Source organism: Pseudoxanthomonas sp. PXM04, assembly GCF_014851695.1.
In the GTDB taxonomy this organism is placed as follows: Bacteria; Pseudomonadota; Gammaproteobacteria; order Xanthomonadales; family Xanthomonadaceae; genus Pseudoxanthomonas_A; species Pseudoxanthomonas_A beigongshangi.
On sequence record NZ_JACVAG010000008.1, the window covers coordinates 127,482 to 150,595 of the forward strand.

Below are 23,114 nucleotides of genomic sequence, written 5' to 3' on the forward strand. Positions count from 1 at the left end.
GAATCTTCTGACATGTCCAAAGTAATCAAAGAACAGCATTACTTCTGGTGGTTCCTGCTGTTCGCGTTGGTGGTAATCGGCGCGGGGCTGGGCATGCGCGCGCCGTGGCCGGCCGACGAGCCGCGTTTCGTGCTGGTGGCCAAGCAGATGTGGGAGTCCGGCCAGTGGCTGTTCCCGCACCGCGGCCAGGAGCTCTATCCGGACAAGCCGCCGCTGTATTTCTGGATGATCGCGTCCATCTACGCGGTGGTGCGCCACTGGAACGTCGCCTTCCTGATTCCGTCGCTGCTGGCGGCGCTGGGCACGCTGGTGCTGACCTACGACTTCGCACGCCGTACCTGGAACCGCCAGGCCGCGCTGTGGGCGGCCGGCGCGGTGCTGTGCGCGATGCAGTTCGTCTACCAGGGCAAGCGCGCGCAGATCGATCCGACCGTGGTGTTCTTCATCACCCTGGGCATGTACGGCCTCGGCCGGCACATGCTGCTGGGACCGAACTGGCGCTGGTACTGGCTGGGCTGCTTCTCCGCCGGCCTGGGCGTGATCAGCAAGGGCGTGGGTTTCCTGCCGTTGCTGGCGCTGATTCCCTACGCGCTGATGCGCTGGCGCGGCTGGCAGGGACTGACCGAGCCGGCGCCGAAGGGCGCGGGCCGATGGTGGCTGGGCGGGGCCAGTTTCCTGTTGGCGATCGCGCTGTGGTTCGTGCCGATGGTGGTGACCGCGTTGACCAGCGGGGATCCCGAGCACCGTGCCTATCTCAACGAAATCCTGTTCCGCCAGACCGCCACCCGCTACGTCGCCGCATGGCACCACCAGGCGCCGCCGTGGTACTTCCTGGAAGTCATCGCGCTGTTCTGGTTGCCGTTCTCGATCTTCATTCCCTGGCTGATCAAGCCGTGGCGCGAGGCCTGGCGCCAGCGCGACGCGCGGGTGTGGTGGCCGCTGGCGTGGATGCTGCTGGTGCTGCTGTTCTTCAGCGCCAGCCCGGGCAAGCGCGATATGTACATCCTGCCCGCGCTGCCGGCGCTGGCGTGGGCGGCGGCCCCGTTCCTGCCCGCATTGGGCGAGCGTCGCGGCGTGCGCGCCGGGTTGCTGGTGTTCGCGGTGGCGCTGGGCGGCTTGCTGCTGGTAGCCGGAGGCATGGCGCTGACCGGCGATCCGCGTTTCGAACTGAAGCTGGAAGCCGAGCGCGGCCTGGCCGGCGATCCGCATGCGGATCACCTGTGGCTGGCGCTGGCGGTCATGGGGGGACTGATCGTCGCCGCCGCGTTGTGGCTGCGGCGCGCGCGCGCGATCCCGCTGACCCTGGTGACCGTGCTGGTGCTGTGGGTCGGCTACGGCATGGCGCTGGCGCCGTTGCTGGACGGCGAGAACTCGGCGCGCGACGTGATGGCCGAAGCACGCGCACGCGCCGGCGTGGACACCGCCATCGGGCTGGTGGACTGGAAGGAACAGCAACTGCTGCAGGCGCAAGGCGAGGTGACCGAGTTCGGTTTCCGCGCGCCGGTCGAGCTGCAATGGCAGCGCGGCCTGGCCTGGCTGCGAGAGACTCCTGAACAACGCGTGTTGATGATCCAGAACGAGTCACTTCCCGCATGCGTCGAGCGCCCATCCGCAGTGCCTCTCGGTACCGCAAACCGACGTAGCTGGTGGCTGGTCAACCATCAAGCCTCTATTGACTGTAAATGATTTCGCGCATTCAGCCCCAGCCCAGCATGCTGAACGCCATCGGTTACCGCTGTGCGCCTGCCGTGGCAAATCGTTACTGTAGATAGGGGGAAGGCTACAATGTTGCTGTTCAGTGTAGGTGTACTTTGATTGGGGACAGGCGCATGCGCGTCAATCTGATTGCTTGGGACAACGGCGTGGGTTTGAGCCGAGATCTGCGGTTGATCCAGCGGACACTCCAACGAAGCGGAATGGTGGTTACTCTTCAGCCGGCGAGAGGGCGGGGAAAGCTGCGCAAGTGGTTTGGGCCATGGGTGCGACGAGTCAAGACGTGGTGGGGACTCGTGCGCAACGGTCGATACGGCTTTGACATCAACCTGCAACTGGAGCATCTGAAGCCCGAGTTCCTGCCGCTGGCAGGGCGCAATATGTTCATTCCCAACCCGGAATGGTGCCTGCCCAGTGATGTGAAGCTGTTGCAAAAGATGGATCGGGTTCTCGTCAAGACCCGGCATGCGGTTGAGATTTTCCAACAGCTTGGGTGCGATGTGAAGTACATCGGATTTACAAGCGAAGACCGCTATGACGGCGGCGCGGTTCCGCGTCAACGAACTTTTTTCCATCTAGCCGGGCGCAGCAGCGCAAAGCAGACGGATGTGTTGCTGGAAACCTGGCTGCGCCATCCGGAATGGCCGCTGCTGACCGTAATCCAGCACCCATCGAAAGCGAAGGCGCTCGCACCCGTCCACAATATCCACCACCGGATCGACTACATCGACGATACGGAACTCCTGCAGTTGCAGAATGAGCACCTGTTCCATATCTGTCCCTCGGAAACCGAAGGTTTTGGTCACTACATCATGGAAGGTCTGAGTGTGGGAGCCATCGTCCTGGCCACGGATGCGGAACCCATGAACGAACTGGTGAGCAATGAACGCGGCATACTAATTCAGCATGTCGCCACGCGGCCACAGAATTTGGCAACCTGCTATCTGGTGGATGGTGCCGTGATAGAACGGGCGGTGGCCGAGGCACTGGCGTTGCCAGAGGAAGAGATCGTGAAGCGCTCGGCCGCGGCGCGAGCCTTCTTCAAACGATCAGACGAGGCATTTGCATCACGCATGGGACAGGCTGTATCTGATGCCGGTCAGATAGCTCCCGCCCGTAGGGCGTTTCTCAATCTCTTTGGACGTAACGTGTAGACGGCGAAATACCCGGAAACACGTAGGCATCCCAAGCAGTCATACCCATTTTCCTGACAGGGCACTCGCCGGCCGCTGGGACCGGCGAGTGCTTGTGGTCAACGCATCAGAGTGGCCAGATCGGCGGACCCTGGACCGGGATGAAGGTTCCCCTGAACATCTGCTGGGGCCAATAGCTCGCGGAAGCGCAATCCCATTGCTGCAGTACGGTTCCGTTGCTCGAGTACGGAGCATCCATGCATTTACCGCTACGGATGTTCATGAACTTCGAGCGGTCACCCATATTGGGGCCACGGGTCAAACGAATCCATTGCTGGCTTGGGTTGTTGACGTCACAGATCCGCTGCACGAGGCGGGCGCCGTTAGCAATGGAATCGTTCTCGACGGCGATACAAGTGGCATTGTTGAAGTTCTGGAACATCACCCGGATTTGATCGTTGCCGGCATAGGGAAGGCCATAGACCCACCAGAGCTGGTGGTTGTAGTTGTTTGCACATCCCCAAAGCTGCAGAGTTACGTTGTTCGACATGTCGCCTGCGGTAAAATCCAGGCACTTGCTGGCATTGTTATCCAGACGCATCTGGAAAACTCCGACAATGTCCAATGCTTCGCTGCGGAACGATACAAGCAGGCCGGCAGCCAGCGCGGTTGCGGACAGTACGCGAGCAATACTCATACGCTACAACTCCTTGTCATTTTGAATAATCTGCGCGCGGATCATCCACGCGCTCTACCATTCTGGGTGATCATCTGGGATGAAAATTGTGATGTGAAGCGAGATATGGCAATCGAAGATGTTTTCGCACATGCGTGCGAAAAAGGCTTCGCAGTACCTATAAACGGAGCGTCGATGCTATGTGGCTAGACGAGAGAAAACGAAAGATTATGAGAGCATGGCGCCACCCTGATCGGATGGCGCCATGTCACCACGCAGATTTTCGGTATGTAAACCGCGTGCTACGTGATTATGGGGCGTACGGAGGAATCTCTACTGCCCTGAACATTTGCTGCGGCCAGTAGCTAGCAGAAGCGCAGGTCCATTGCTGCAGCACGGTTCCGTTGCTGGAATACGGCGCGTCCATGCACTTGCCGCTGCGAACGTTCATGTACTTGGACTTGTTGTAAAGATAGGGATCGCGAGTCAGTCGAACCCACTGCTGGCTGGGATTATCCAAATCGCATGCGCGTTGGACGATACGCGCACCGTTAGCGAGCGAGTCATTCTCAACCGCGATACAGGTGCCATTCGAGCGGCTGATAAAGTTCACACGGACCTGCTGGGAACCGGGCGTCCAAGGGTAAAGCCATGCGAACCATTGTTGCTTGTCGGTCTGGCAGCCCCAGACCTGCAGCGTGACGTTGTTGGAGGTATCACCCTCCGCAAAATCCCAGCACTTGCTGAAATCGCTATCCAATCGCATCTGGATACGAGCTTTGATAATAGGCTCTACCGCCTGGCTGCTCGCGGACGCGAACAAGGAGACCAACAACAATGCACCGGAAAAAACGCGAACCATACTCATGAATACAACTCCATTGTTTGAGTAGCAGAAGCGTATTGACTAATACGCTCGCTCATTCTCCGTTCAGCGGCCTAAACAAGCAAGCATGCAGATCGAACACCGTCTTCATACTGTCAACTTGGAGGCGGATATTCCTCCACTTGGGCGATGGGGAACATCGAGGTGGCCGTGCGCGTTGCCCACGCGAGCAAGTGACGCTCCGTCTTTTTGCTGATCGAGCTGACAGCAGAGTTGGATATCGCCGCGAGCGCAATGGAGCGAACTCAATGCACTGACGCGCCTCTTGCTCGTATCGAAATTCGTAATTGCATTCATTGTTGCTCGCGCCACGCCTGGAACATCAGCACGCCCCACAGGTGCGTGTGCCACTTGCGCTGGCCGGCGAGGAATTCGCCCCAGATGGCGCGGATCGGCGCCGGATCGAAATGCCCTTCCTCGCGCAGGCGGCGCTCGTCCAGCTGCGCCTCGGCCCAGTCGCGCAGCGGACCGCGCAGCCAATCGCCGACCGGCGCGCCGAAACCCGACTTGGGCCGATGCACCAGCGCGGTCGGCAGGTAGCGTTCCAGCAGGCGCTTGGGCAGGTGCTTGAGCTGGCCATCGCGGTACTTCATCGCCAGCGGCAGCGACCAGGCGAACTCCACCACCCGCCAGTCCAGCAGGGGCGCGCGCGCCTCCAGCGCCACCGCCATGCTGGCGCGGTCGACCTTGGTCAGGATGTCCTCGGGCAGGTAGCAGGCGAAATCCAGCGCCATCAGTTGGTCGGCGGGACCGCCGTTGGCCGGCAGCGCGGCCGGATCGTCGTAGGCGGTGATCGCGCGGTGGGCACCGCGCACGACCGATTCCGGCCGCCGCCAGCGGCTGACCCGCTGCAGGGCGACGCCCTGCAGATCGCCGGTCGCCAGTTCCGCGCGCGCGGCGGCCAGTCCGCCCAACCGCGAGCGTTCGCCAGGATTGCCGGCCAGCCGGGCCAGCAGGCGCCGCGGCAGGCGCGCCAGCCGCGCGTCGTTGCGCAGCGCGCGCAGGTAGCGGCCATAGCCGAAGAACAGTTCGTCGCCGCCATCGCCCGACAGCGCCACCGTCACGTGCTGGCGGGCCAGCCGGCACAGCAACGCGGTCGGCAACTGCGAGGAATCGGCGAAGGGTTCGTCGAACATCCGCGCCATGTCCGGCACCAGATCCAGCGCGGCGCGGCCGTCGGCGTGCAGTTCGGTGTGATCGGTGCGCAGGTGCCGCGCCACCGCGGTGGCATAGGCGCTCTCGTCGTGGTCGGTGTTGTCGAAACCGATCGAGAAGCTGCGCACCGGCCGCGCCGACTGCGCCTGCATCAGCGCGGTCACCAGCGAGGAATCGGTGCCGCCGGACAGGAACGCGCCCAGCGGCACGTCCGCCTCCATGCGCAGCGCGACCGCGTCGCGCAGCAATGCATCCAGCGCGTCCAGCGCGGCGCCCTCGTCGCCGTCGAAACCCTGCGCGATCGCGGCTTCCTGGCGCTGGCGCGCATTCCACCAGTGCAGTGGCGCGCGCAGCGGATCGTGGCCGGCGTCGCCCGCCGCCAACGCGGCCGGATCCAGGCGCAGCAGGGTGCCGGCCGGCAGTTTGTGCACGCCGCGCAGGATCGCGTACGGTGCGGGGATGTAGTCCAACCGCAGCAGCAGCGCCAGCGCGTCGGGATTCACCTCGTGGCGCAGGCCCGGATGGGCGCGCAGCGCGGACAGCTCGCTGCCGAACACCAGCGTGCCGTCCGTCGTCCAGCCGTAATACAGCGGCTTCTTGCCGACCCGGTCGCGCGCCAGCCACAGGGCCCGCTCCTGGCGATCCCAGGCCGCCAGCGCGAGCATGCCGTTGCCGCGCTCCAGCGCGGCCTGCACGCCCCACTGGGCGATGCCCGCCAGCAGCACTTCGGTGTCGGAGTGGCCGCGGAACCGGTGTCCCAGCGCTTCCAGCTCCGCGCGCAGCGCGGCGTGGTTGTAGATCTCGCCGTTGAAGGCGATCACCCAGCGGCCGTCGGCCGACACCATCGGCTGGTGGCCTTCCGGGCTCAGATCCAGGATCGACAGGCGCCGGTGCGACAGCACCAGGCCGATATCCGCGTCCACCCAGGTGCCGCTGTCGTCCGGACCGCGGTGGGCAATGGCCTCGCCCATGCGCCGGCCAAGGGCGTGGAGTTCGTCCGCGCCCGTGCGCGGTTGGGGCGACCAGGCGCCAGCGATGCCGCACATGGTCAGGCCTTGTTCGCAGGTTCGGGGGAAACGGGAGTCACGACCGGCTGCCCGGTCTGCAGCAGCCACAGCATGACGGTCTTCTGGCGCACGTAGTTGGCGCGCACGTAGGCGTAGACCAGGCCGTGCCAGCCATCGAGGAAGCCGCCGCGCAGCAGGTAGCCGCGCCAGAAGCGCCAGGCCGGCGACAGCACCAGCTTGGCCAGGGTGGCGCGCTTGCCGCGCGCGAAATCGTGCTCGGCCATCATCCGCGCGTAGCGCTGGGTCTTGAGCAACTGCTGTTCCAGCGAACGGTACGGGTAATGGATCAAGTCCCCGCGCAGGGTCTTCACCGCGCCGTCCACGCTGGCCGCTTCGTGCACCTCGCGCTTGCCGCGCCAGCCGCCACGGCGGCGGTCGAACAAGCGCAGCACCCGATCCGGATAGGCGTTGCCGTGGCGCAGGAAGCGGCCGAAATAGTCCGACAGGCGGGCGAACCGGTAACCGGCCGCGCCCTCGAAACCGGTCGCGCGCGCCGACTCGATGGCGCCGCGCAAGGTGTCGTCCACGCGCTCGTCCGCGTCCAGGCACAGCACCCAGTCGTGCCGGGCCTGTTCGATCGCGAACTGCTTCTGGCTGCGGAAGCCGTCGAAGGCCCGTTGCAGCACCCGCGCGCCCGCCGCCTGCGCGATCGCCACCGTGGCATCGGTGGAATACGAATCCACCACCACGATCTCGTCGCAGAACGCCAGCGAGGCCAGGCAGTCGCCAATGCGGTCCGCTTCGTTAAACGCGATAATGCAGGCCGAAATCGGGACCCGGTGGTTCGAGGAGGCGTTGATGGCGGATTACCTGTTGTTTGCGACGGAACGCTATGCGCTGCCCATCTTGCAGCCGCTGGCCGATGCGCTGCAAGCCGCCGGACACGGCGTGCACGCCTGGTTCGTCGATGGTGCCGCCGGCTCGCGGCTGCCTGCGCCGGTGAGGATGATCGAACACGCGCGCCAGGCCGTCGACCTGCGCCCGCGCGCGGTGTTCAGCGCCGCCAACTGGGTGCCGACCTTCGTGTCCGGCGCCAAGGTGCAGCTGTTCCATGGCTTCAACGTGGAGAAGCGCGATGCCGCGCGCGGCCACTTCCGGGTGCGCGGCATGTTCGACCTGTACTGCACGCAAGGGCCGGCGACCACCGCGCCGTTCGAGGCGCTGGCCCGTGAGGCCGGTCACTTCAAGGTGGTCGAGACCGGCTGGCCCAAGCTGGATCCGCTGTTCGGGCCGGAGGACGCGCGGGTCCGGCAATGGCGCGCGCAGGCCAACGGGCGGCCGGTGGCGATGTTCGCGTCGACCTTCACCGAACGCCTGAGCGCGGCCCCGCACCTGCATGAGGCCATCGCCGCGCAGGTGGCCACCGGCGAGCGCTTCTGGCTGCTGACCCTGCACCCCAAGTGCGCGCCGGACCTGTTCGCGCGCTATCGCGCGCTGGCCGGCGCGAATGCCGTGTTCGTCGAGACCGAGGATCTGATCAGCGCCGAGCGCGCGGCCGACGTGCTGGTGGCCGACACCACTTCGGTGGTCAGCGAATTCGTGGTCCAGCGCAAGCCGGTGGTGACTTTCCGCAACCGTGCGCCCAAGCCGCACATGATCGACTTCGACGATCCGGCGCGCCTGCCGGAGATGCTGGCGCGCGCGTTCGCGCCGGACGACGCGTTGCGCGCCGCGCTGGCCGACTACGCCACCGCGATCCATCCTTATCACGACGGGCATTCCTCGCAGCGGGTGATGATTGCCACCGAGCGGCTGCTGCGCGGCGAACTGGGTCCGCTGGCGCGCAAGCCGTTCGGCAGCCTGTTGCGCGGGCTGCAGATCCGCAAGGACCTCGGCTACTGGGGACCGGCCGCGCGCTGAGCGCTCACCAGCGCAGGCGGCGGCGCGCCAGCGCCTGCGCCAGTCGCTGGTAGATCGCCCGCGCTTCCGGCTCGGGCAGGAAGCGCAATCGCAGGGGCGAGGCCAGACCGCTGTCGCCGGCGGTGTCCAGCCACAGCGTGGCCGTGCCCAGCCAGCGATCGATCGGCGAGCGCGCCAGCCGCAGCGCCTGCAGCTTGTCGACCTCGGCGAACCGCCACCAGCGCCACCACCAGCCGCCGCGCACCGCGATCAGTTCATCGCCGGCCGTGTAGCCGGAACGGCGCGCGTTCTGCCATGCGGCCCAACCGGTCAGCGGCCAGGCCAGCAATGCCAGGCCCGCCCAGGCGCCGAACGGAAACCACAGCGCGAGCGCCAGCAGCGGCGTGAGGATCAGCCCGGGCAGCCACAGCCGCCACGCCGCCCGCGCCGGCATTGGCTGCCAGCGCGTGGGCGGCCAGTCCGAATGCGGCAGCAGATGGCGGACCAGCGCATCGCAGGCGTCCCGCGTGGCGATCGGCGCCAATACCTTCAAGGCCCGGCCATCGTCGTGATCCACCCGGCTGGCCACCGCGGTATCGATGTGCAGGCTGCGCCGCTTCAGCCAGCGTTGCACCACGCCTTCGCGCAAGGTCCAGGCCTGGATGCGCCGGCGCGACACGCTGGTGCGCAGGCGCGTGAGCAGGCCGCGTTCGACGGTCAGGCGGCGATCGGATTCGCTCAGGCGAAAGCCATGGAACTGCACCAGCGCCAGCAGCACCGACAGCAGGCGGGTCAGCACCAGCACCAGCGCGAGGATTGCCAGCGCGGCGAGCGCGCCGCTCTGCCACGTCCATTCCAGATGGCTCGCGTAGCCGAAGGCTTCGCGCGAATAGCGCCGCACCAGCCCCGCCATCATCTTGTCGGGCAGCACCTGCCAGGCCAGGCCGAACGCCGCCGCGACCACCACCATGCCGCGGTTGGAGGCCAGCCCGAGCCGGATCACTTCCGTCAGCGGCAGCGCCAGCAAGGTGTTCGAAGCGGGCAGGGACGGCGCATCGGTCATCGATGCCGGCGCGGCCTGGCCGCGATGGCGGATCAGGTTCTCCAGCGCGGTGGCCGCCGACAGGCTCAGCACCCGCATCTCCGCTTCGGGCTTCTGCCCGCCGGCCGACTCCAGCCGTACTTCCGCCACCTGGAACAGGCGATGCAGCAACGACTGGTGGATGCCCACGTTGTGGATGCGCGCGAACGGAATCTCGCGCAGGCTGCGATGCAGCCAGCCGCTGCGGATGGTCAGGCCATCGCGGCCAATCCGGTAGCGATAGGTGAAGTACTGGACCACCGACAGGATCACCAGCATGCCGACGGCAATCAGTGGACCCAGCGTGGCCCACAGATTGTCCGGATCCCCGCGTCCGCCGAATACCACCAGCGCGATCAGCGGCAGGATGAACTGCTTGAGCTGCTGCACCAGCACGAACAGCCACGACCACGGATGCAACCGCTGCTCCACCGCCATCGGCGCGTCGGCGGCGGAAGGGAGCGGGGGAGGCTCGGGAACGCTCACAACGCGTCGTCGAGGTCGAGTTGCCGGGCCAGCCGGTCGCGCAGGCGTTCGGCGTCGGCCGCATCCATCGCCTGCACGCTGACCGTGGCCTGGCGGGTGCCGGCGGTGTGCACGACCAGCGTCGCCAGGCCCATGCCGCGTTCCAGCGGGCCGCGTTTCAGGTCCAGGTGCTGCACGCGCGAAATCGGCACATGGGTTTCGCTCTGCCACCAGTTGCCGCGCCGCACCGCGAAGCCGGACTCGTCCAGCTTCCAGCGTGTGCGCAGGTGCCGGCGCAGGCTCAGCCAACCGCACAGCACCGCGCCGATCAGGAACACGGCCGGCGCGGCCAGCCACGGCGACAGCCAGCCGGACGCCTGGCTGACGAACGCCGCGCCCACCGCCAGCGGGATGCCGATGATCGCGCCGCCCAAGGCGGCCAGTACGCCACCGCGCGGTGGCACGGGCTGCCAGCCGGACGCGGTGTCCGGCGCGGCGGGCGGTGCCGCGTCTGGCGTTTCGACGGGGAGGTCGCTCATCAGCGACTCTCCGCCTTCGCCTGTTCGTACATGCTGTAGTCGAGCACGTAGTCGCGACCCTTGCGGTAGTCGGACAGCCGTCCCTTCATGCGCTTGAGGGTGGCGGCCAGCGCCTTGCGGTCGGTGTACTCCTCCGGGGCCTTGGCCACGGCCTCGGCCTGGTAGGCGACCGCCTGTTCGAATTTGCCGTTGGCGGCGAAGGCCGCGGCGACAGTGTCCAGTTCGCCCGAGGACAGCTTGTCCTTGCGTTCGATCATGAACCGCGCCAGCTCCAGCGCGCGGGCCGGGTCACGCTGCCCGGGGACCGGGCAGGTCGCCAGTGTCCACACCTGTTCGTTGCGCGCGTGCTCCACGCCCGCTTCCTCCGCGCGCGCCTGCCAGTCGACCGCCTGCCGGCAGTCCTGTGGCAGACCGGCCAGTCCCTCGGCGTAGAAATGCGACAACTCCACCATCGCCATGCCATTGGAGGCATTGGCCGCGCGCTGCAGATGCGGCAGCACGCGCCGGTAGAGGGCATCGCCGAACTGCGAAGGGTCCTGCATCAGCAGACCGGCGGTATACATCGCCGCGCGCGTGTTGCCGTTGTTGCTTGCGCGTTCCAGCCACTCCAGCGCCTGCTTCGGATCGCGCTGCACGTACTGCGGATTCTCGTCCAGCATCATCGAACCCAGCGCCAACTGGGCCAGGCCGTCCTCGGCCTCGGCCTTGCGCCACAGCGCCTCCACCCGGAAGCGGAACACGCTGTCGTAGTCCGGCCACTGCTCATTGAGGCGGATGCGCGCGGCGGCATCGTCCACCGGCGCGCGATCCAGCACCGCCAGCCGCGGCGGCTCCGCTTCCAGGATCCGCCCGAGCACGAACTCGGTCATCTGGGTGCTGGTGACGCCGGCATTGGTGGCGGACTGGTCAAAAGCCGCCGACGCCGCCAGCGCCGAGGATTCCAGCCGGTACTTCCAGCCGTCCTTCTCGCGCACGAAATCCGGGCCGAACTGGAAATTGCTCTCGGTCGGCGGGCCCAGCTCGGACACGGCGTGATCGCCGGAAATGGTCACGTGGGTCAGCGAGACGGGGCCGTCCTCCTCGTCGCTGCGCACCGAAATCCAGCCCTTGCTGGCGAACAGGCGCGCCAGCGCGACGCCGTCCATCTTCTTCAGCGCGGCCTCGTCCTGGGTGGCGCGCAGCAGGTAGGCCTTGATCCGATCATCGGAAGGCAGGCGCCGCAGCTGGTCGGCCGAGGCGTACAGCGCGGCGTCGCGCAGGAAAGTGAAATGGGTGAAGCTGGAGGCCGCCAGCAGATCCGCGCTTTCGGGCTTGTTCGCGTTCACCAGCTCCGCGTAGCGATCCCAGGCGCGGCTGACCGCGTTCATTTCGGCCAGATCATCGCCCGCCGCCAGCGCCGGCGCCGCCCACAGCGCCAGCCACAATCCCATTGCACGCATGTCGTCCCCTTGTCGCGTTCGAATCGTCACGCGGGTTCAGAGGTAAGGATTGTCCTCGCCGCTGCCCGGTGGCCGCAGGGTATAGCGTTTGTACGTCCACTGGTACTGGGCCGGATCGCGACGCGCGATCCGCTCCACGCCGGCGTTGAGCGCGGTCACCGCCACCACCGGATCCGGATCGGCGATGGCCGGCTCGGCCGGTTCGATGTGCAGGGCGAAATCCGGGCCGTCGCCAATCCGCTCGCACCAGGCGAACAGCACCACCGCGCCGGTGCGCTCGGCCAGCCGCGACAGCAGCGTCATGGTCAGCGCCTGCACGCCGAAGAACGGCGCGAACTCGCCGTCGCCGGCCTTGGGCTGCTGGTCCGGCAGGATCGCCACCACGCCGCCGTCCTTGAGCTGCTTCCACAACTGGCGCACCGCCGGTCCCTCGGCGCGCACCTGGGTGATGTTGGCCGCGCCGCGCGCGCGCAGCAGGAAGGCGTCGCCCACCGGCGACTCCGGCACCCGGTACACGAACGCGTACGGCCCGCGCGAGGCCAGCCACTGGTTCAGCAGTTCCCAGTTGCCGTAGTGGGGCGCGGCGATGATCACGCTGCGGCCGGCGGCGCGGGCCTGGTCGTACAGCTCGGCGCCGTGCAGCTCGCGCAGGCAGGCCAGGTTCCGCGCGTGTGGCTGGGTCCAGAAGCGCAGGGTTTCCATCAGCTGGCGGGTGGTGGCGCGCAGGATGTCCCGGTGCAGCGCCTGCCGTGCGCGGTCGTCCAGGCCGGGGAAGGCCAGCTCCAGGTTGCGCCGGGCCACCCGGCTCTCGCGGGCGTCGGTGCGCAGCCACAGCCAGGCCAGCCGGTTCCCCAGCCACCGCAGCAGCGGCCAGGGCAGGCGCATGAACCAGGCGATCGCGGTGTAGAGGAGGAGGGCGGTGGTCTGCGGCTTCATCGTGATCAGTCTAGCGGTTGACCGTGACCGGCCGGGCCGCGAGCATGGCCGCATGCTTGCCTTGATACAGCGGGTCACCCGGGCGTCGGTGACCGTGGACGACGAAACCGTGGGCGCCATTGGCGGCGGCCTGCTGGCCCTGGTGGCGGTGGAGCCGGGCGATGCCGAGCCGCAGTTCCAGCGCATGGCCGAGCGCCTGCTGGGCTACCGGGTGTTCGCCGACGACGCCGGAAAGATGAACCGCTCCCTGACCGATACCGGCGGCGGCCTGTTGCTGGTCAGCCAGTTCACCCTGGCCGCCGATACCCGCTCCGGCATGCGTCCCAGCTTCACCACCGCCGCCCCGCCGGAGGAGGCTGAACGGGGATTCAACCGACTGGTCGAAATCTGCCGGCAAAAACACGCGCCAGGGGTGGAAACCGGGCGTTTCGGCGCCCATATGGTCGTCAGCCTGGTCAATGACGGGCCCGTGACCTTCCTGCTCCGCCCCTGACGTCAAGACAGGCGGACACAGCGTCCCCACGATGGTTTTCAGGGACGAGGGGTGGCCCGGGCTGGTATAATACTAGGTTCCTTCCTCCTCTCCTGCCGGTGGCGCAACCTCCATGGCCAACGAACGTCCTGCCCAACAATCTGAAATCAAGCTGCTGATCAGCAAGGGTCTTGAGCAGGGCTACCTGACCTACGCCGAAGTCAACGATCACCTGCCGGACGACCTGGTCGACCCGGAACAGATCGAAGACATCATTGGCATGATCAACGGCATGGGCATCGACGTCCATGAAGTCGCCCCCGATGCCGAAACCCTGCTGCTGTCCGACGGCAACACCGGCGGTCGCGAAGTCGACGAGACCGCGGCCGAGGAAGCCGCCGCCGCGCTGACCTCGCTCGACACCGAAGGTGGCCGCACCACCGACCCGGTGCGCATGTACATGCGCGAAATGGGCACCGTCGAGCTGCTGACCCGCGAAGGCGAAATCGCCATCGCCAAGCGCATCGAGGAAGGCCTGGGCCAGGTCCAGGCTTCGCTCGGCAACTTCCCGTGGTCGATCGAACTGCTGCTGGAAGAGTACGAACTGCACAAGACCGGCAAGAAGCGCCTGGCCGAAGTCGTGGTCGGCTTCAACGACGTCGAGGAACCGGCGGAAGAAGTGCCGGAAGCCGTCGAAGCCTCCGACAGCGACGCCGACAGCGACGACGAAGACGAGGATGGCGGTGACGACGCGGCCGAAGAGGCGGCGCCCACCGGTCCGGATCCGGAAGAAGTCGCCCGCCGCATGCAGGCGCTGGCCGACGGCTATGCCAAGTTCAAGAAGGCGCACGCCAAGAGCGGCCCGGACAACAAGGCCGTCACCAAGATCCGCACCGAGATGGCCGAGGTCTTCGTCACCCTCAAGCTGCCGCTCGCCCTGACCGACACCCTGGTCCGCAAGCTGCGCGACGTGGTCAACGAGATCAAGGACCACGAGCGCCGCGTGATGCACCTGTCGGCCAACATCGCCAAGATGCCGCGCAAGGACTTCCTGCGCGCCTGGGAAGGCAACCAGACCAACCTGGGCTGGGTGGACGAAGTCCTCAAGCGCAAGCAGAAGTGGTCTTCCGGCCTGCGCGAGGTCAAGGACCAGATCATCGCCGAGCAGGAAGCCACCATCGCCGTCGAACAGGCGATGCACCTGCCGCTGGCCGAGATCAAGGAAATCAGCCGCGCCATGGCCTACGGCGAAGCCAAGGCCCGCAAGGCCAAGAAGGAGATGGTCGAGGCCAACCTGCGCCTGGTGATCTCCATCGCCAAGAAGTACACCAACCGCGGCCTGCAGTTCCTCGACCTCATCCAGGAAGGCAACATCGGCCTGATGAAGGCCGTGGACAAGTTCGAATACCGCCGCGGCTACAAGTTCTCGACCTACGCCACCTGGTGGATCCGCCAGGCGATCACCCGCTCGATCGCCGACCAGGCGCGCACCATCCGTATCCCGGTGCACATGATCGAGACGATCAACAAGCTCAATCGCATTTCCCGCCAGATGCTCCAGCAGTACGGCCGCGAGGCCACCCCGGAGGAGCTGGCCAAGGAAATGGACATGCCCGAGGACAAGATCCGCAAGGTCATGAAGATCGCCAAGGAGCCGATCTCCATGGAAACCCCGATCGGCGATGACGAGGATTCCCACCTGGGCGACTTCATCGAGGACACCAACGTGGAGTCCCCGATCGACAACACCACCAACATCAACCTGCAGGAAACCGTCCGCGACGTGCTGGCCGGCCTCACCCCGCGGGAAGCCAAGGTGCTGCGCATGCGCTTCGGCATCGACATGAACACCGACCACACCTTGGAAGAAGTGGGCAAGCAGTTCGACGTCACCCGCGAGCGCATCCGCCAGATAGAAGCCAAGGCCCTGCGCAAACTGCGCCACCCCAGCCGCTCCGAGCAGCTGCGCAGCTTCCTGGACATCGACTGATTCCAGCCAGCAGGCAAACCCAGCAAAGCAAAGAACCCGCCGCAAGGCGGGTTCTTCGTTTCCGCCCCCGCCCCCCGCTACAATGCCCCGGCAGCGGGCCTATAGCTCAATGGTTAGAGCAGAGGACTCATAATCCTTTGGTTCCAGGTTCGAGTCCTGGTGGGCCCACCAAAAGCACTCCGGGCGTGCTCGATGTTCGGGCCGCAACACGCCGTCACTTCCGATGTCGTTGCGAATGAGCCGGCTGCGTATCCCCCATCCAAGTGGACGATTCGGTGCACGGGCCTGTCGCAGGTTCAACCGAACTGTTCGGCCAGCGCTCGTCCGCGTGCATGCGCGGCGTCCACGGCCTCATCGATCAGCTTCGCCCAACCGCCATTCTCCAGGGTCTGGATGGCCGCCTCGGTGGTGCCGCCGGGAGAGGTGACCCGTCCGCGCAGTTGCGCCGGGGATTCTCCCGAGACCTGCAGCATGCGCGCGGCGCCAAGCAGGGTTTGCACCACGAGATGGTGTGCGATCTCGGGCGGCAGATCGCGCGCGCAGGCGGCGCCCTCCATGGCTTCGGCCAACCGGTACAGATAGGCCGGGCCACTGCCGGAGATGGCGGTGACCATGTCCATCTGTGTCTCGTGCTCGATCCAGACGGTGGTGCCGGTGCTGCTGAAGACCGCCTCGGCGACCGTCCGCGACGTGACGTCCAGCGCGGGATCCGCATACAGCGCGGTGATTCCCGCGCCAATGGCCGCAGGCTGATTCGGCATGCTGCGCACGAGGGTGTCGATCCCCAGCCATTGCCTCAGCTGCGCATGGGTGATGCCGGCCATGACCGAGATGACCAATGGTCGCGTCCGCGCCGCCTGTCCGGCCAGCGCCTCGCAAACCGCGCGGGCCACCTGTGGTTTCACTGCCAGCACCCACAAGTCGGCGGTGGCGACCGCGTCGATACCCTGCTCGAACACCCGGACCTGCAACTGCGTGGACAAGGCATCACGGGTGGCCGCCACGGGATCGGCCACCGTGATCCGTGCCGGATCCCGGCCCTGGCTCAGCAATCCCTCCACCAGGCAGCGCGCCATGTGCCCGCCCCCGATGAAGGCGACCTCCATACCGAAACTCATGGGGACCGCCCCGTTCCCAGTTGCCGATCCAGCCAGTCCAGAACACGTTGCTGTACGTCGCGACCGTGGGCGGTTTCGAAGAACCAATGCGGTCCTCGCGGATAGGTGACCATGGTCACCGGCGTGCCGTTGAAGACGAGTGCGCGATGCAACATCTCGCCCTGCGACAGCGGCACGCGCTTGTCCTCTTCGCCATGCAGGATAAGCACCGGCACTTTCACCCGGTCGGCGTAACGAATCGGCGAGTGCGCGTCATAGCGCGTGCGCTGCGTTACCGGATCACCGAAATAGCCTGGCAGGTAGTCGGGCGTGTCGGTGGTGAGCGCCATCGCGCCGATGTCGATGACGCCCGCTCCGACAATCGCGGTGCGGAAGCGATCACTCTGCGTGACCGCCCAGGCCGCCATGTAGCCCCCGTAGCTCCAGCCGCCGATGGCCAGTCGCCGAGGATCGACCACACCTTCCTTTTCCAGCATGTCCAGGCCATCGAGGATGTCCTGGAAATCCCCGCCGCCCCAGTCGCCACGCGCCATTTCGGCGAAGGCATGGCCGCCGCCTTCCGAGCCGCGTGGATTGGGCAGGAACACCGCATAGCCGTGGGTCGCCAGCAGCTGCGCCCAGTCATGCCAGGAGCCCAGCCAGCCCGACCACCAGGCCCATGCCGGGCCACCATGGCCCTGCACCAGCGTGGGCAATGGCGTGCCGGGTTTCCAGCCGGGCGGCGTGACCAGCAGGCCGGTGATGCCCAAACCATCGCGCGAGGACGTCCAGGCCAGTTCCCGCACCTGGCCGTGCGCCCATCCAGCGACCTGCGGATGCGTGTCGGTGCGTGCGGCGAGCGTGCCGCCATCCAGGGTCCATACCTCGGCGGGCTGGTCGTCGCGAATGCCCAGATAGGCGCTTCGACCGGTGCTCGTCGTGGTGAATGAAGCAAACGGAATCCGGGGCCGTGCGACTTCGCGCCACTGACCGGTCGCCGCGTCCAGGCGCAGGAACGCGCCCCGCACACCGCGCTGGCCCAGCCCCAGCAGGGTGCGATCATCCTGCCAGCGCGCCAGCCACAACGTGCCGTTCCAGCCGGGCGCCAGCACCGTCTTCCGATCACTCCCGAGGTCGTGCACGGTGACGTCGGCGACCATGCCGTACTCGCCCAGGTGGCCATAGAGCAGTCGCGTTCCGTCGGGCGACCATTGCAGGGGATGCGCCGACGCGCGCGCTTCCAGTTCCTTGGCCAGCTCGCCGGTATCGGCGTCAATCAGCACCACGCGCGAGCGATACCAATAGTCATTGAGCGTGGTGCCACGGGATACCCGCATGGCAAGGCGTCGCCCATCCGGAGACCAGGCCAGGTCGTGAACCTGGAGATCCGGCGCGGTCAGTGCCCGGGCTTCCCCGTTGCCCAGGTCACGCAGCCATACGCGTGAGAACTGTGTGGGGTGATCCGCCAGCACCGCGTCATCCTTGGCCTCGCGCGCGGCGACGGTGGCGGCACTGGGTGCGTCCGCAGCCAGATAGGCGATGCGGCTTCCGTCGCGCGCGACTTCGAACGCACTGACATCACCGGGCGAATGCGTCAGGACGGTTGGATTTTCGCCGTTCGCGTCGACCCGCCACACCTGTGCGTCGGCCACGTCCTTGGAGTCATCCGCCGCGGATGAAGGTCGATTGGAGATGAAGTACAGGTAGCGGCCGTCCGCACTCCAGCGCGGATGTTCCTCGTTGGCGTCTTCGGGAGCGACGACTTCCTGGGCGCCCCCTTTGCCCGTCGCCGGCACGCGCCAGATGCGACTGAGCGGCCGCTTCCCGTGGCTCCGGGGTGTCCCCACGGTGTAGGCGATCCAGCGGCCCTCGCGATCGATCTGCGGATCGCCGACGATCTTGAGCGCCATGATCATGTCCGGCGTGGGGATCACCGGTGACGCCTGTGCCAAGGCCAAGGTCGGTAGAGCCGCCATCATCAGGCCGATGACGAACAGACGGTGAAGCATCGGCCTCATGCAGGAAGTCCTTGCGAGGAGAAAACAGGAGTGTGTCGGCGTATCCATTCTGCCCCACGGGCAATGGCGTCGCGCGCCTGATCGGAGACCGACATCGCCTCGATGAAGCTGTGTGGCGCGCCGGGATAGACGTGGGTGCTTACCTGCACGCCCGCCTGTTGCAGCCGCTGCGCCATCGCCGCGTTCTGTTCGGCCAGGACGTCGCGGTCGCCCCAGAGCAGCAGGGCGGGTGGCAAGTCATGCAGTTCCGCAAGAAGCGGCGCCGACAGCGGAGTGACCGTGCGTTCCGCCTCGGGCCCCAGATACGCGGCCCAGAACTCGTCCATCTCCGCGCCGCTGAGCATGTCCTCGGACGTCCCCAGGGTCTGCCGCGCGACAGCGGATAGAACCGGCGTCCAGGCGCCATAGTTGAGGACCAACGCCGATATGCGCGCCAGCTGTCCGGCCTGGCGAAGGCGCAGCGCGGCCGCCACGGCCAGATTGGCGCCAGCGGAATCACCGCCCAACGCAATGTGCATGGTATCGATACCCGCCTCCGCTCCGTTCTCTTTCAACCAATCCAGCGCGATGGCGGCCTGGTCGAGCGCGGCCGGATAGGGATGTTCGGGGGCCAGACTGTAGTCGATCGCCACCACCACCCGGCGCGAAGCGTCGGCGTACTCCCGCAGAAGACGGTCATGCGTATCGAGTCCGAACATGCACCATCCGCCGCCGTGCAAGTACACCAATGCGGGGGAGGGCTGCGCCTCCACGACCTGCGGATACAACACGCGCAGACCAAACTCACCGTGTGCAGAGGGCAGGCGATAGTCGCGGGTGGCAAGCATGCGGGGACCGCCTTCGCGCCACGGCGTGCGCGCCTGGGCCGCGATGAGCCGGCGCTCGGGCCAGTCCAGCGCGCGGCCACCGCGCAGCCGCGCGCCTTCCCGGCAGACGTCTTCGATGAAACGGCGGATCTGCGGGTCCAGCGCCTCCAGGCTGCGGCTCATGCGCGCTCCTTCGCATCACCGGCGAAATCCCGCATCCAGCCGACCAGTGCGTGCTCGCCACCGGCTTCCAGACCCGTCAGCAATTGAGCGAGGTCATGTCGCGCTTCGTCCTGGCCAAGCTTGAAGGTGGCACGCACCTCGCGAACCGAACCACGCAACGCCACAACGCCCGAGGCCAATCGCACATAGCGCTCGCCCATCTCCTCCAGCGACCAGGCACGCGGACGACCGGACTCCATCTGCGCCGTCAGCGCCTCGAGTTCCGTCCGGATGTCATCCTCGTCCGAACTCATCGTGACCTCCAGGTCGAAAGCCACGGCGGCATAGTTCCAGCTGGGCGCCTGGGTGCGGTCATCCAGCCAGCTGGGAGACACATAGGCCTGCGGCCCCATCACCAGTGCCTGCGCGCGGCCGTCGCGTTGCAGGCGAGCGACATGCGGATTGCGCCTGGCCAGGTGGCCGCGCAGCGCCAACAGTGTGCCGTTGGGGTCGCACTCCGCGCGCAATGGAAGCGGAGTGAACGCGGCATCCTCGCCACCGCATGACACAAGCCAGGCGAGCGGATGGTCGGCCAGCAGGCGCAGCACGTCGTCCTGCGTTCGCGCCGCGTAGCGGCTGTCACGGGCATGTCCCATCAGCGGATCTCCTTCACTGCGGCGGCGGCGGAAACATCAGGCCAGCGGTCATGCCAGGGCGCCGCCTGCTCCAGTTCGGCCGCCAGTTGCAGCAGCAACGGCTCCTGCCCGCGATCGGCGGCGAACTGCACGCCAATCGGCAATCGATCGCTTTGCCCCAACGGCAGCGATATCGCCGGCGTGCCCGCCAGATTCTGCAGCGGGGTATAGCTCATCCAATGGAACATCGCGGGAAGCAGTTCCTCGAAATCGCGATCCGGCGACAATTCGCCCAGCAGGGGAGGCGGGCTGCGCAGCGTTGGCGTCAGCAATACGTCCACATGTTGATGAAGCGCGGCGAACGCAGTGGGCAGCGCGGCCACGACCGCATACGCCTGTTCCAGCTCCGCCACCCCGCAACGCGTGCGATGGTAACGGGCGAGCCCGTGCGTCCACGGCTCCAGCGACCGGGCGGCGAAGTCGTCGCCGCCTTGCGCGGCCGCCATCTCCACGGCATCCAGGCCAAGCCTGGACCACAGGATGTACAGCGCCTGCCAAACATCAGAACCGGGCAGCGGATATTGCGTGGTCTCGACCTCATGGCCGAGCGACGAACAGAGCGCGACCACGTCTTCCAGCACGCGGGAAACCGCAGGATCGGGCGCCAACCCGGGCAAGGAGGCGTCAATCACGCCGATTCGCAAACGCCTGGGCGGACGGGTCAGCGCCTGCACGCTGAAGTCGGCATCCGGGTAGGCGGCCGCGAACGCCCAGGCCGTATCGCGCACACTGCGCGACATCAGGCTGTCGGCCACGATCAGATCCTCGATGGCATGGCGACCACGCACCGCCACCGTGGCGCCGCGCCCGGGCTTCAGGCCGACCACACCACAGGCAGACGCTGGAATACGGATTGATCCGGCCCCGTCGCTGCCATGGGCCAACGGCACGATACCGGCGGCGAGCGCGGCGCCCGCGCCACCGCTGGAACCGCCGGGCGAATGATCCAGGCTCCAGGGATTGCGCGTGACCGGACCGAGCAGGGGCTCGGTGGATCCCATCAGACCGAACTCGGGCATGGCGCTCTTGCCAATCGCCACCAGTCCGGCCGCATCAAACCGCTGGACGAAGGGCGGCGCGTCGGTCGCCGGAACACTGCTGCGCGAACGCGAGCCGCCACGCGTGGGCATGCCCGGATAGCGCACCGAATCCTTCGGCAGCCACGGCACGCCAGCCATCGGCGCGTCGGGGGAAACGCGCGAGGCGCGATCCAGCGCGCCCTCGAAGTCGGCATGGCTGAGCGTGCCCAGCGTGGGGTCGAGATGGCGTGCGCGCACGATGCCGGCGGCGGTCAGCTCGCGTGGCGAGAGTTCACCGCGATGCACCAGGGCGGACTGATCGTGCGCATCCAGGCAGCCCAGCTGCAGCGCCTGGGCCAGGGGAAAAGCTTGAAAGGTCATGCGTTGGAATCCTGGACTTGCCGGCGTGCCCGGCGCTGGCCATAACCGAGATAGAGCGAGGCGCCTGCCAATACGTAAACCACCAGGATGCTGGCGGGTAGCACATCGCCGCGCCGCACCTGCGCCACCATGTCGCCCAGGACCGGGGCCATCATCGCCAGGCACATCACGATGCCCAGCACGGGGACCACGCCAATCCATGTGCGGCCTATCCACACCCCGCCCAGCGGCACACGGAAACCGCCGCGCAGGTCCGGACGCCGGGAACGCAGCCACATCACCGCGATGCACACCACGATGAAGGCCGAGGCGATGCCGAGGCAGATCAAATCGCCCAGGATGCTGATGGGCAGCAGCGCGGCCAGCAGCGCGCTGGCCGCACCAAAGGCCACGCTGGCCAGCCAGGGCGTACCCAGCTTCGGATGCACGCGGGTGAAGAAGGCCGGCAGCAGGCCATCGCGGGCGATGCTCAGGCTGATACGCGAGGCGCCATAGGCATTGGCCAGCAGCACCGAGCCCAGTCCGGTCAACGCCCCGATCTTGATCAGCACCGCGAAGCCGGGCCAACCGATGCGATCCACCGCCAGCGCCACCGGATCCGGCACACCGAGTTCACGGAAAGGCACCAGGCCGGTCAGCACCGCGCCCGCGGCGATGTAGAGAATGGTGCAGACCACCAGCGAACCGAGGATGCCCACCGGAACATCCCGACGCGGCTGGCGCGCTTCGGCGGCCGCCATCGAAACGGTCTCGAACCCGAGGTAGGCGAAAAACAGCATCGCCGCCGCCCGCAGCACGCCAGGCCAGCCATAGGCAAAGCCGCCTTCGTTCGCCGGCAGGAACGGCCGCCAGTTGGCCGCATCGATGAACTGCGAACCCACCGCCACGAACGCCAGCAACACCGCGATCTTGATCAGCACCAGCACCAGGTTCGCCCAGGCCGAGCGCCCCACGCCGGCAATCTGCACGGCCGCCGCGGCCAGCACCGCCAACATCGCGACCAGATTGATGCCGCCGCTGAACGCCAGTTCGGTATGCCCGCCCTGCTGGCTGGCGGTGACGCTGGAAGTGGCCAGCGCCATTGGCACTGCAACGTGCCAGTCACCCAGCAGGCTGGTGAGATAGCCGGCAAACCCCGCCGCCACCGCCGCGGCCGCCAGCAGATACTCCAGGATCACCATCCACGCCAACGCCCACGCCGCACCCTCGCCCAGGGTCACCTGGCAGTACGAATACGCCGATCCCGACACCGGGATGACCGAGGACAGCTCCGCATAGCACAGGCCGGTGAACCCGCAGGCCAACGCCGCCAGCACGAAGGCCAGCACCACGGCGGGACCGGCGAAGCTGGCCGCCGCCGTGCCGGTGACGACATAGATGCCGGCGCCAAGAATGTTGGCCACGCCCAGCACCAGCAGGCTGCCGGCGCCCAGCCGCCGATGCAGGCCGGCACGCTCGCCGTCGGCCACCACCGCCTCCAGCGACTTGCGGCGGGTGGCCAACTGCCAGCGTCCCATCGAACGCGCTTTCACTAAGCCGCTCCCT

Annotated in this window: 19 protein-coding genes and 1 tRNA gene; 6 read left to right on the forward strand and 14 right to left on the reverse strand. The window is 66.9% G+C overall.

Going from position 1 to position 23,114, the window contains the following annotated elements; genetic code table 11:
* Positions 1–12 precede the first annotated feature (12 nt).
* Together IB228_RS18725 and IB228_RS18730 are read left to right on the forward strand one after the other, a co-directional pair.
* Positions 13–1,686: a glycosyltransferase family 39 protein gene (locus tag IB228_RS18725; RefSeq protein ID WP_192199514.1), complete on the forward strand. Its 1,674-nt coding sequence runs from the start codon at positions 13–15 to the stop codon at positions 1,684–1,686.
* Between the two features lie 143 nt (positions 1,687–1,829).
* The gene (locus IB228_RS18730) at positions 1,830–2,867 is read left to right on the forward strand and encodes a glycosyltransferase (protein WP_183639543.1); all 1,038 of its coding nucleotides are present in this window, start codon (positions 1,830–1,832) and stop codon (positions 2,865–2,867) included.
* Positions 2,868–2,973: 106 nt separating this feature from the next.
* Here IB228_RS18730 and IB228_RS18735 read toward each other — a convergent pair whose 3' ends face one another.
* From IB228_RS18735 to IB228_RS18750, 4 genes are all read right to left on the reverse strand, one after another.
* On the reverse strand, positions 2,974–3,543 hold the full coding sequence (locus IB228_RS18735; RefSeq protein ID WP_183639542.1) for an RICIN domain-containing protein: 570 nt from the start codon (positions 3,541–3,543) through the stop codon (positions 2,974–2,976).
* A gap of 289 nt (positions 3,544–3,832) precedes the next feature.
* Complete coding sequence (locus tag IB228_RS18740; protein ID WP_183639541.1) at positions 3,833–4,390, reverse strand: RICIN domain-containing protein; 558 nt, start codon at positions 4,388–4,390, stop codon at positions 3,833–3,835.
* A 311-nt stretch (positions 4,391–4,701) separates the two neighbouring features.
* Positions 4,702–6,609, reverse strand: a complete 1,908-nt coding sequence (asnB, locus tag IB228_RS18745) for an asparagine synthase (glutamine-hydrolyzing) (protein WP_183639540.1) — start codon at positions 6,607–6,609, stop codon at positions 4,702–4,704.
* Between the two features lie 2 nt (positions 6,610–6,611).
* Positions 6,612–7,430, reverse strand: coding sequence for a glycosyltransferase family 2 protein (locus IB228_RS18750; RefSeq protein WP_183641290.1), 819 nt, complete (start codon positions 7,428–7,430; stop codon positions 6,612–6,614).
* Here IB228_RS18750 and IB228_RS18755 point away from each other — a divergent pair.
* On the forward strand, positions 7,426–8,490 hold the full coding sequence (locus IB228_RS18755; protein ID WP_192199622.1) for a CDP-glycerol glycerophosphotransferase family protein: 1,065 nt from the start codon (positions 7,426–7,428) through the stop codon (positions 8,488–8,490). The genes IB228_RS18750 and IB228_RS18755 overlap by 5 nt on opposite strands.
* Before the next feature lie 4 nt (positions 8,491–8,494).
* Here IB228_RS18755 and IB228_RS18760 read toward each other — a convergent pair whose 3' ends face one another.
* From IB228_RS18760 to IB228_RS18775, 4 genes are read right to left on the reverse strand one after another with little or no spacing between them, the layout of a single operon-like run.
* The gene (locus IB228_RS18760) at positions 8,495–9,988 is read right to left on the reverse strand and encodes a PH domain-containing protein (protein WP_192199623.1); all 1,494 of its coding nucleotides are present in this window, start codon (positions 9,986–9,988) and stop codon (positions 8,495–8,497) included.
* Between the two features lie 44 nt (positions 9,989–10,032).
* Positions 10,033–10,554, reverse strand: a complete 522-nt coding sequence (locus IB228_RS18765; RefSeq protein ID WP_192199515.1) for a PH domain-containing protein — start codon at positions 10,552–10,554, stop codon at positions 10,033–10,035.
* Entirely contained in the window at positions 10,554–11,993 is a 1,440-nt protein-coding gene (locus IB228_RS18770) for an SEL1-like repeat protein (protein WP_192199516.1), read from the reverse strand. Before IB228_RS18770 ends, IB228_RS18765 begins: the two co-directional genes overlap by 1 nt.
* Positions 11,994–12,029: 36 nt before the next feature.
* Entirely contained in the window at positions 12,030–12,929 is a 900-nt protein-coding gene (locus tag IB228_RS18775) for a lauroyl acyltransferase (RefSeq protein WP_183639537.1), read from the reverse strand.
* A 52-nt stretch (positions 12,930–12,981) separates the two neighbouring features.
* On the opposite strand from IB228_RS18775, the gene dtd reads away from it, so the two are divergent.
* From dtd to IB228_RS18790, 3 genes are all read left to right on the forward strand, one after another.
* Entirely contained in the window at positions 12,982–13,422 is a 441-nt protein-coding gene (gene dtd, locus IB228_RS18780) for a D-aminoacyl-tRNA deacylase (RefSeq protein ID WP_183639536.1), read from the forward strand.
* Between the two features lie 112 nt (positions 13,423–13,534).
* Complete coding sequence (gene rpoD, locus IB228_RS18785) at positions 13,535–15,391, forward strand: RNA polymerase sigma factor RpoD (protein ID WP_183639535.1); 1,857 nt, start codon at positions 13,535–13,537, stop codon at positions 15,389–15,391.
* A 95-nt stretch (positions 15,392–15,486) separates the two neighbouring features.
* A tRNA-Ile gene (locus IB228_RS18790) sits at positions 15,487–15,562 on the forward strand.
* Between the two features lie 125 nt (positions 15,563–15,687).
* On the opposite strand, the gene proC is transcribed toward IB228_RS18790, so the two are convergent.
* Genes proC through IB228_RS18820 form a run of 6 tightly spaced genes read right to left on the reverse strand, consistent with a single transcriptional unit; the run spans position 15,688 to position 23,101 of the window.
* Complete coding sequence (proC, locus tag IB228_RS18795; protein WP_192199517.1) at positions 15,688–16,509, reverse strand: pyrroline-5-carboxylate reductase; 822 nt, start codon at positions 16,507–16,509, stop codon at positions 15,688–15,690.
* Positions 16,506–18,506 (reverse strand): S9 family peptidase, encoded by a 2,001-nt coding sequence (locus tag IB228_RS18800; protein WP_225562548.1) that lies wholly within the window; start codon positions 18,504–18,506, stop codon positions 16,506–16,508. The genes proC and IB228_RS18800 overlap by 4 nt, the downstream gene beginning before the upstream one ends.
* Positions 18,503–19,495 carry an alpha/beta hydrolase gene (locus IB228_RS18805; RefSeq protein ID WP_192199518.1) on the reverse strand — a complete coding sequence of 331 codons (993 nt, stop codon included), beginning with the start codon at positions 19,493–19,495 and terminating at the stop codon, positions 18,503–18,505. The genes IB228_RS18800 and IB228_RS18805 overlap by 4 nt, the downstream gene beginning before the upstream one ends.
* On the reverse strand, positions 19,492–20,130 hold the full coding sequence (locus tag IB228_RS18810; protein WP_192199519.1) for an FMN-binding negative transcriptional regulator: 639 nt from the start codon (positions 20,128–20,130) through the stop codon (positions 19,492–19,494). Before IB228_RS18810 ends, IB228_RS18805 begins: the two co-directional genes overlap by 4 nt.
* A complete protein-coding gene (locus tag IB228_RS18815) occupies positions 20,130–21,569 on the reverse strand; it encodes an amidase family protein (protein ID WP_192199520.1) in 1,440 nt (479 codons plus the stop codon). The genes IB228_RS18810 and IB228_RS18815 overlap by 1 nt, the downstream gene beginning before the upstream one ends.
* On the reverse strand, positions 21,566–23,101 hold the full coding sequence (locus IB228_RS18820) for an amino acid permease (RefSeq protein WP_343227105.1): 1,536 nt from the start codon (positions 23,099–23,101) through the stop codon (positions 21,566–21,568). The genes IB228_RS18815 and IB228_RS18820 overlap by 4 nt, the downstream gene beginning before the upstream one ends.
* Between the last annotated feature and the right edge of the window lie 13 nt (positions 23,102–23,114).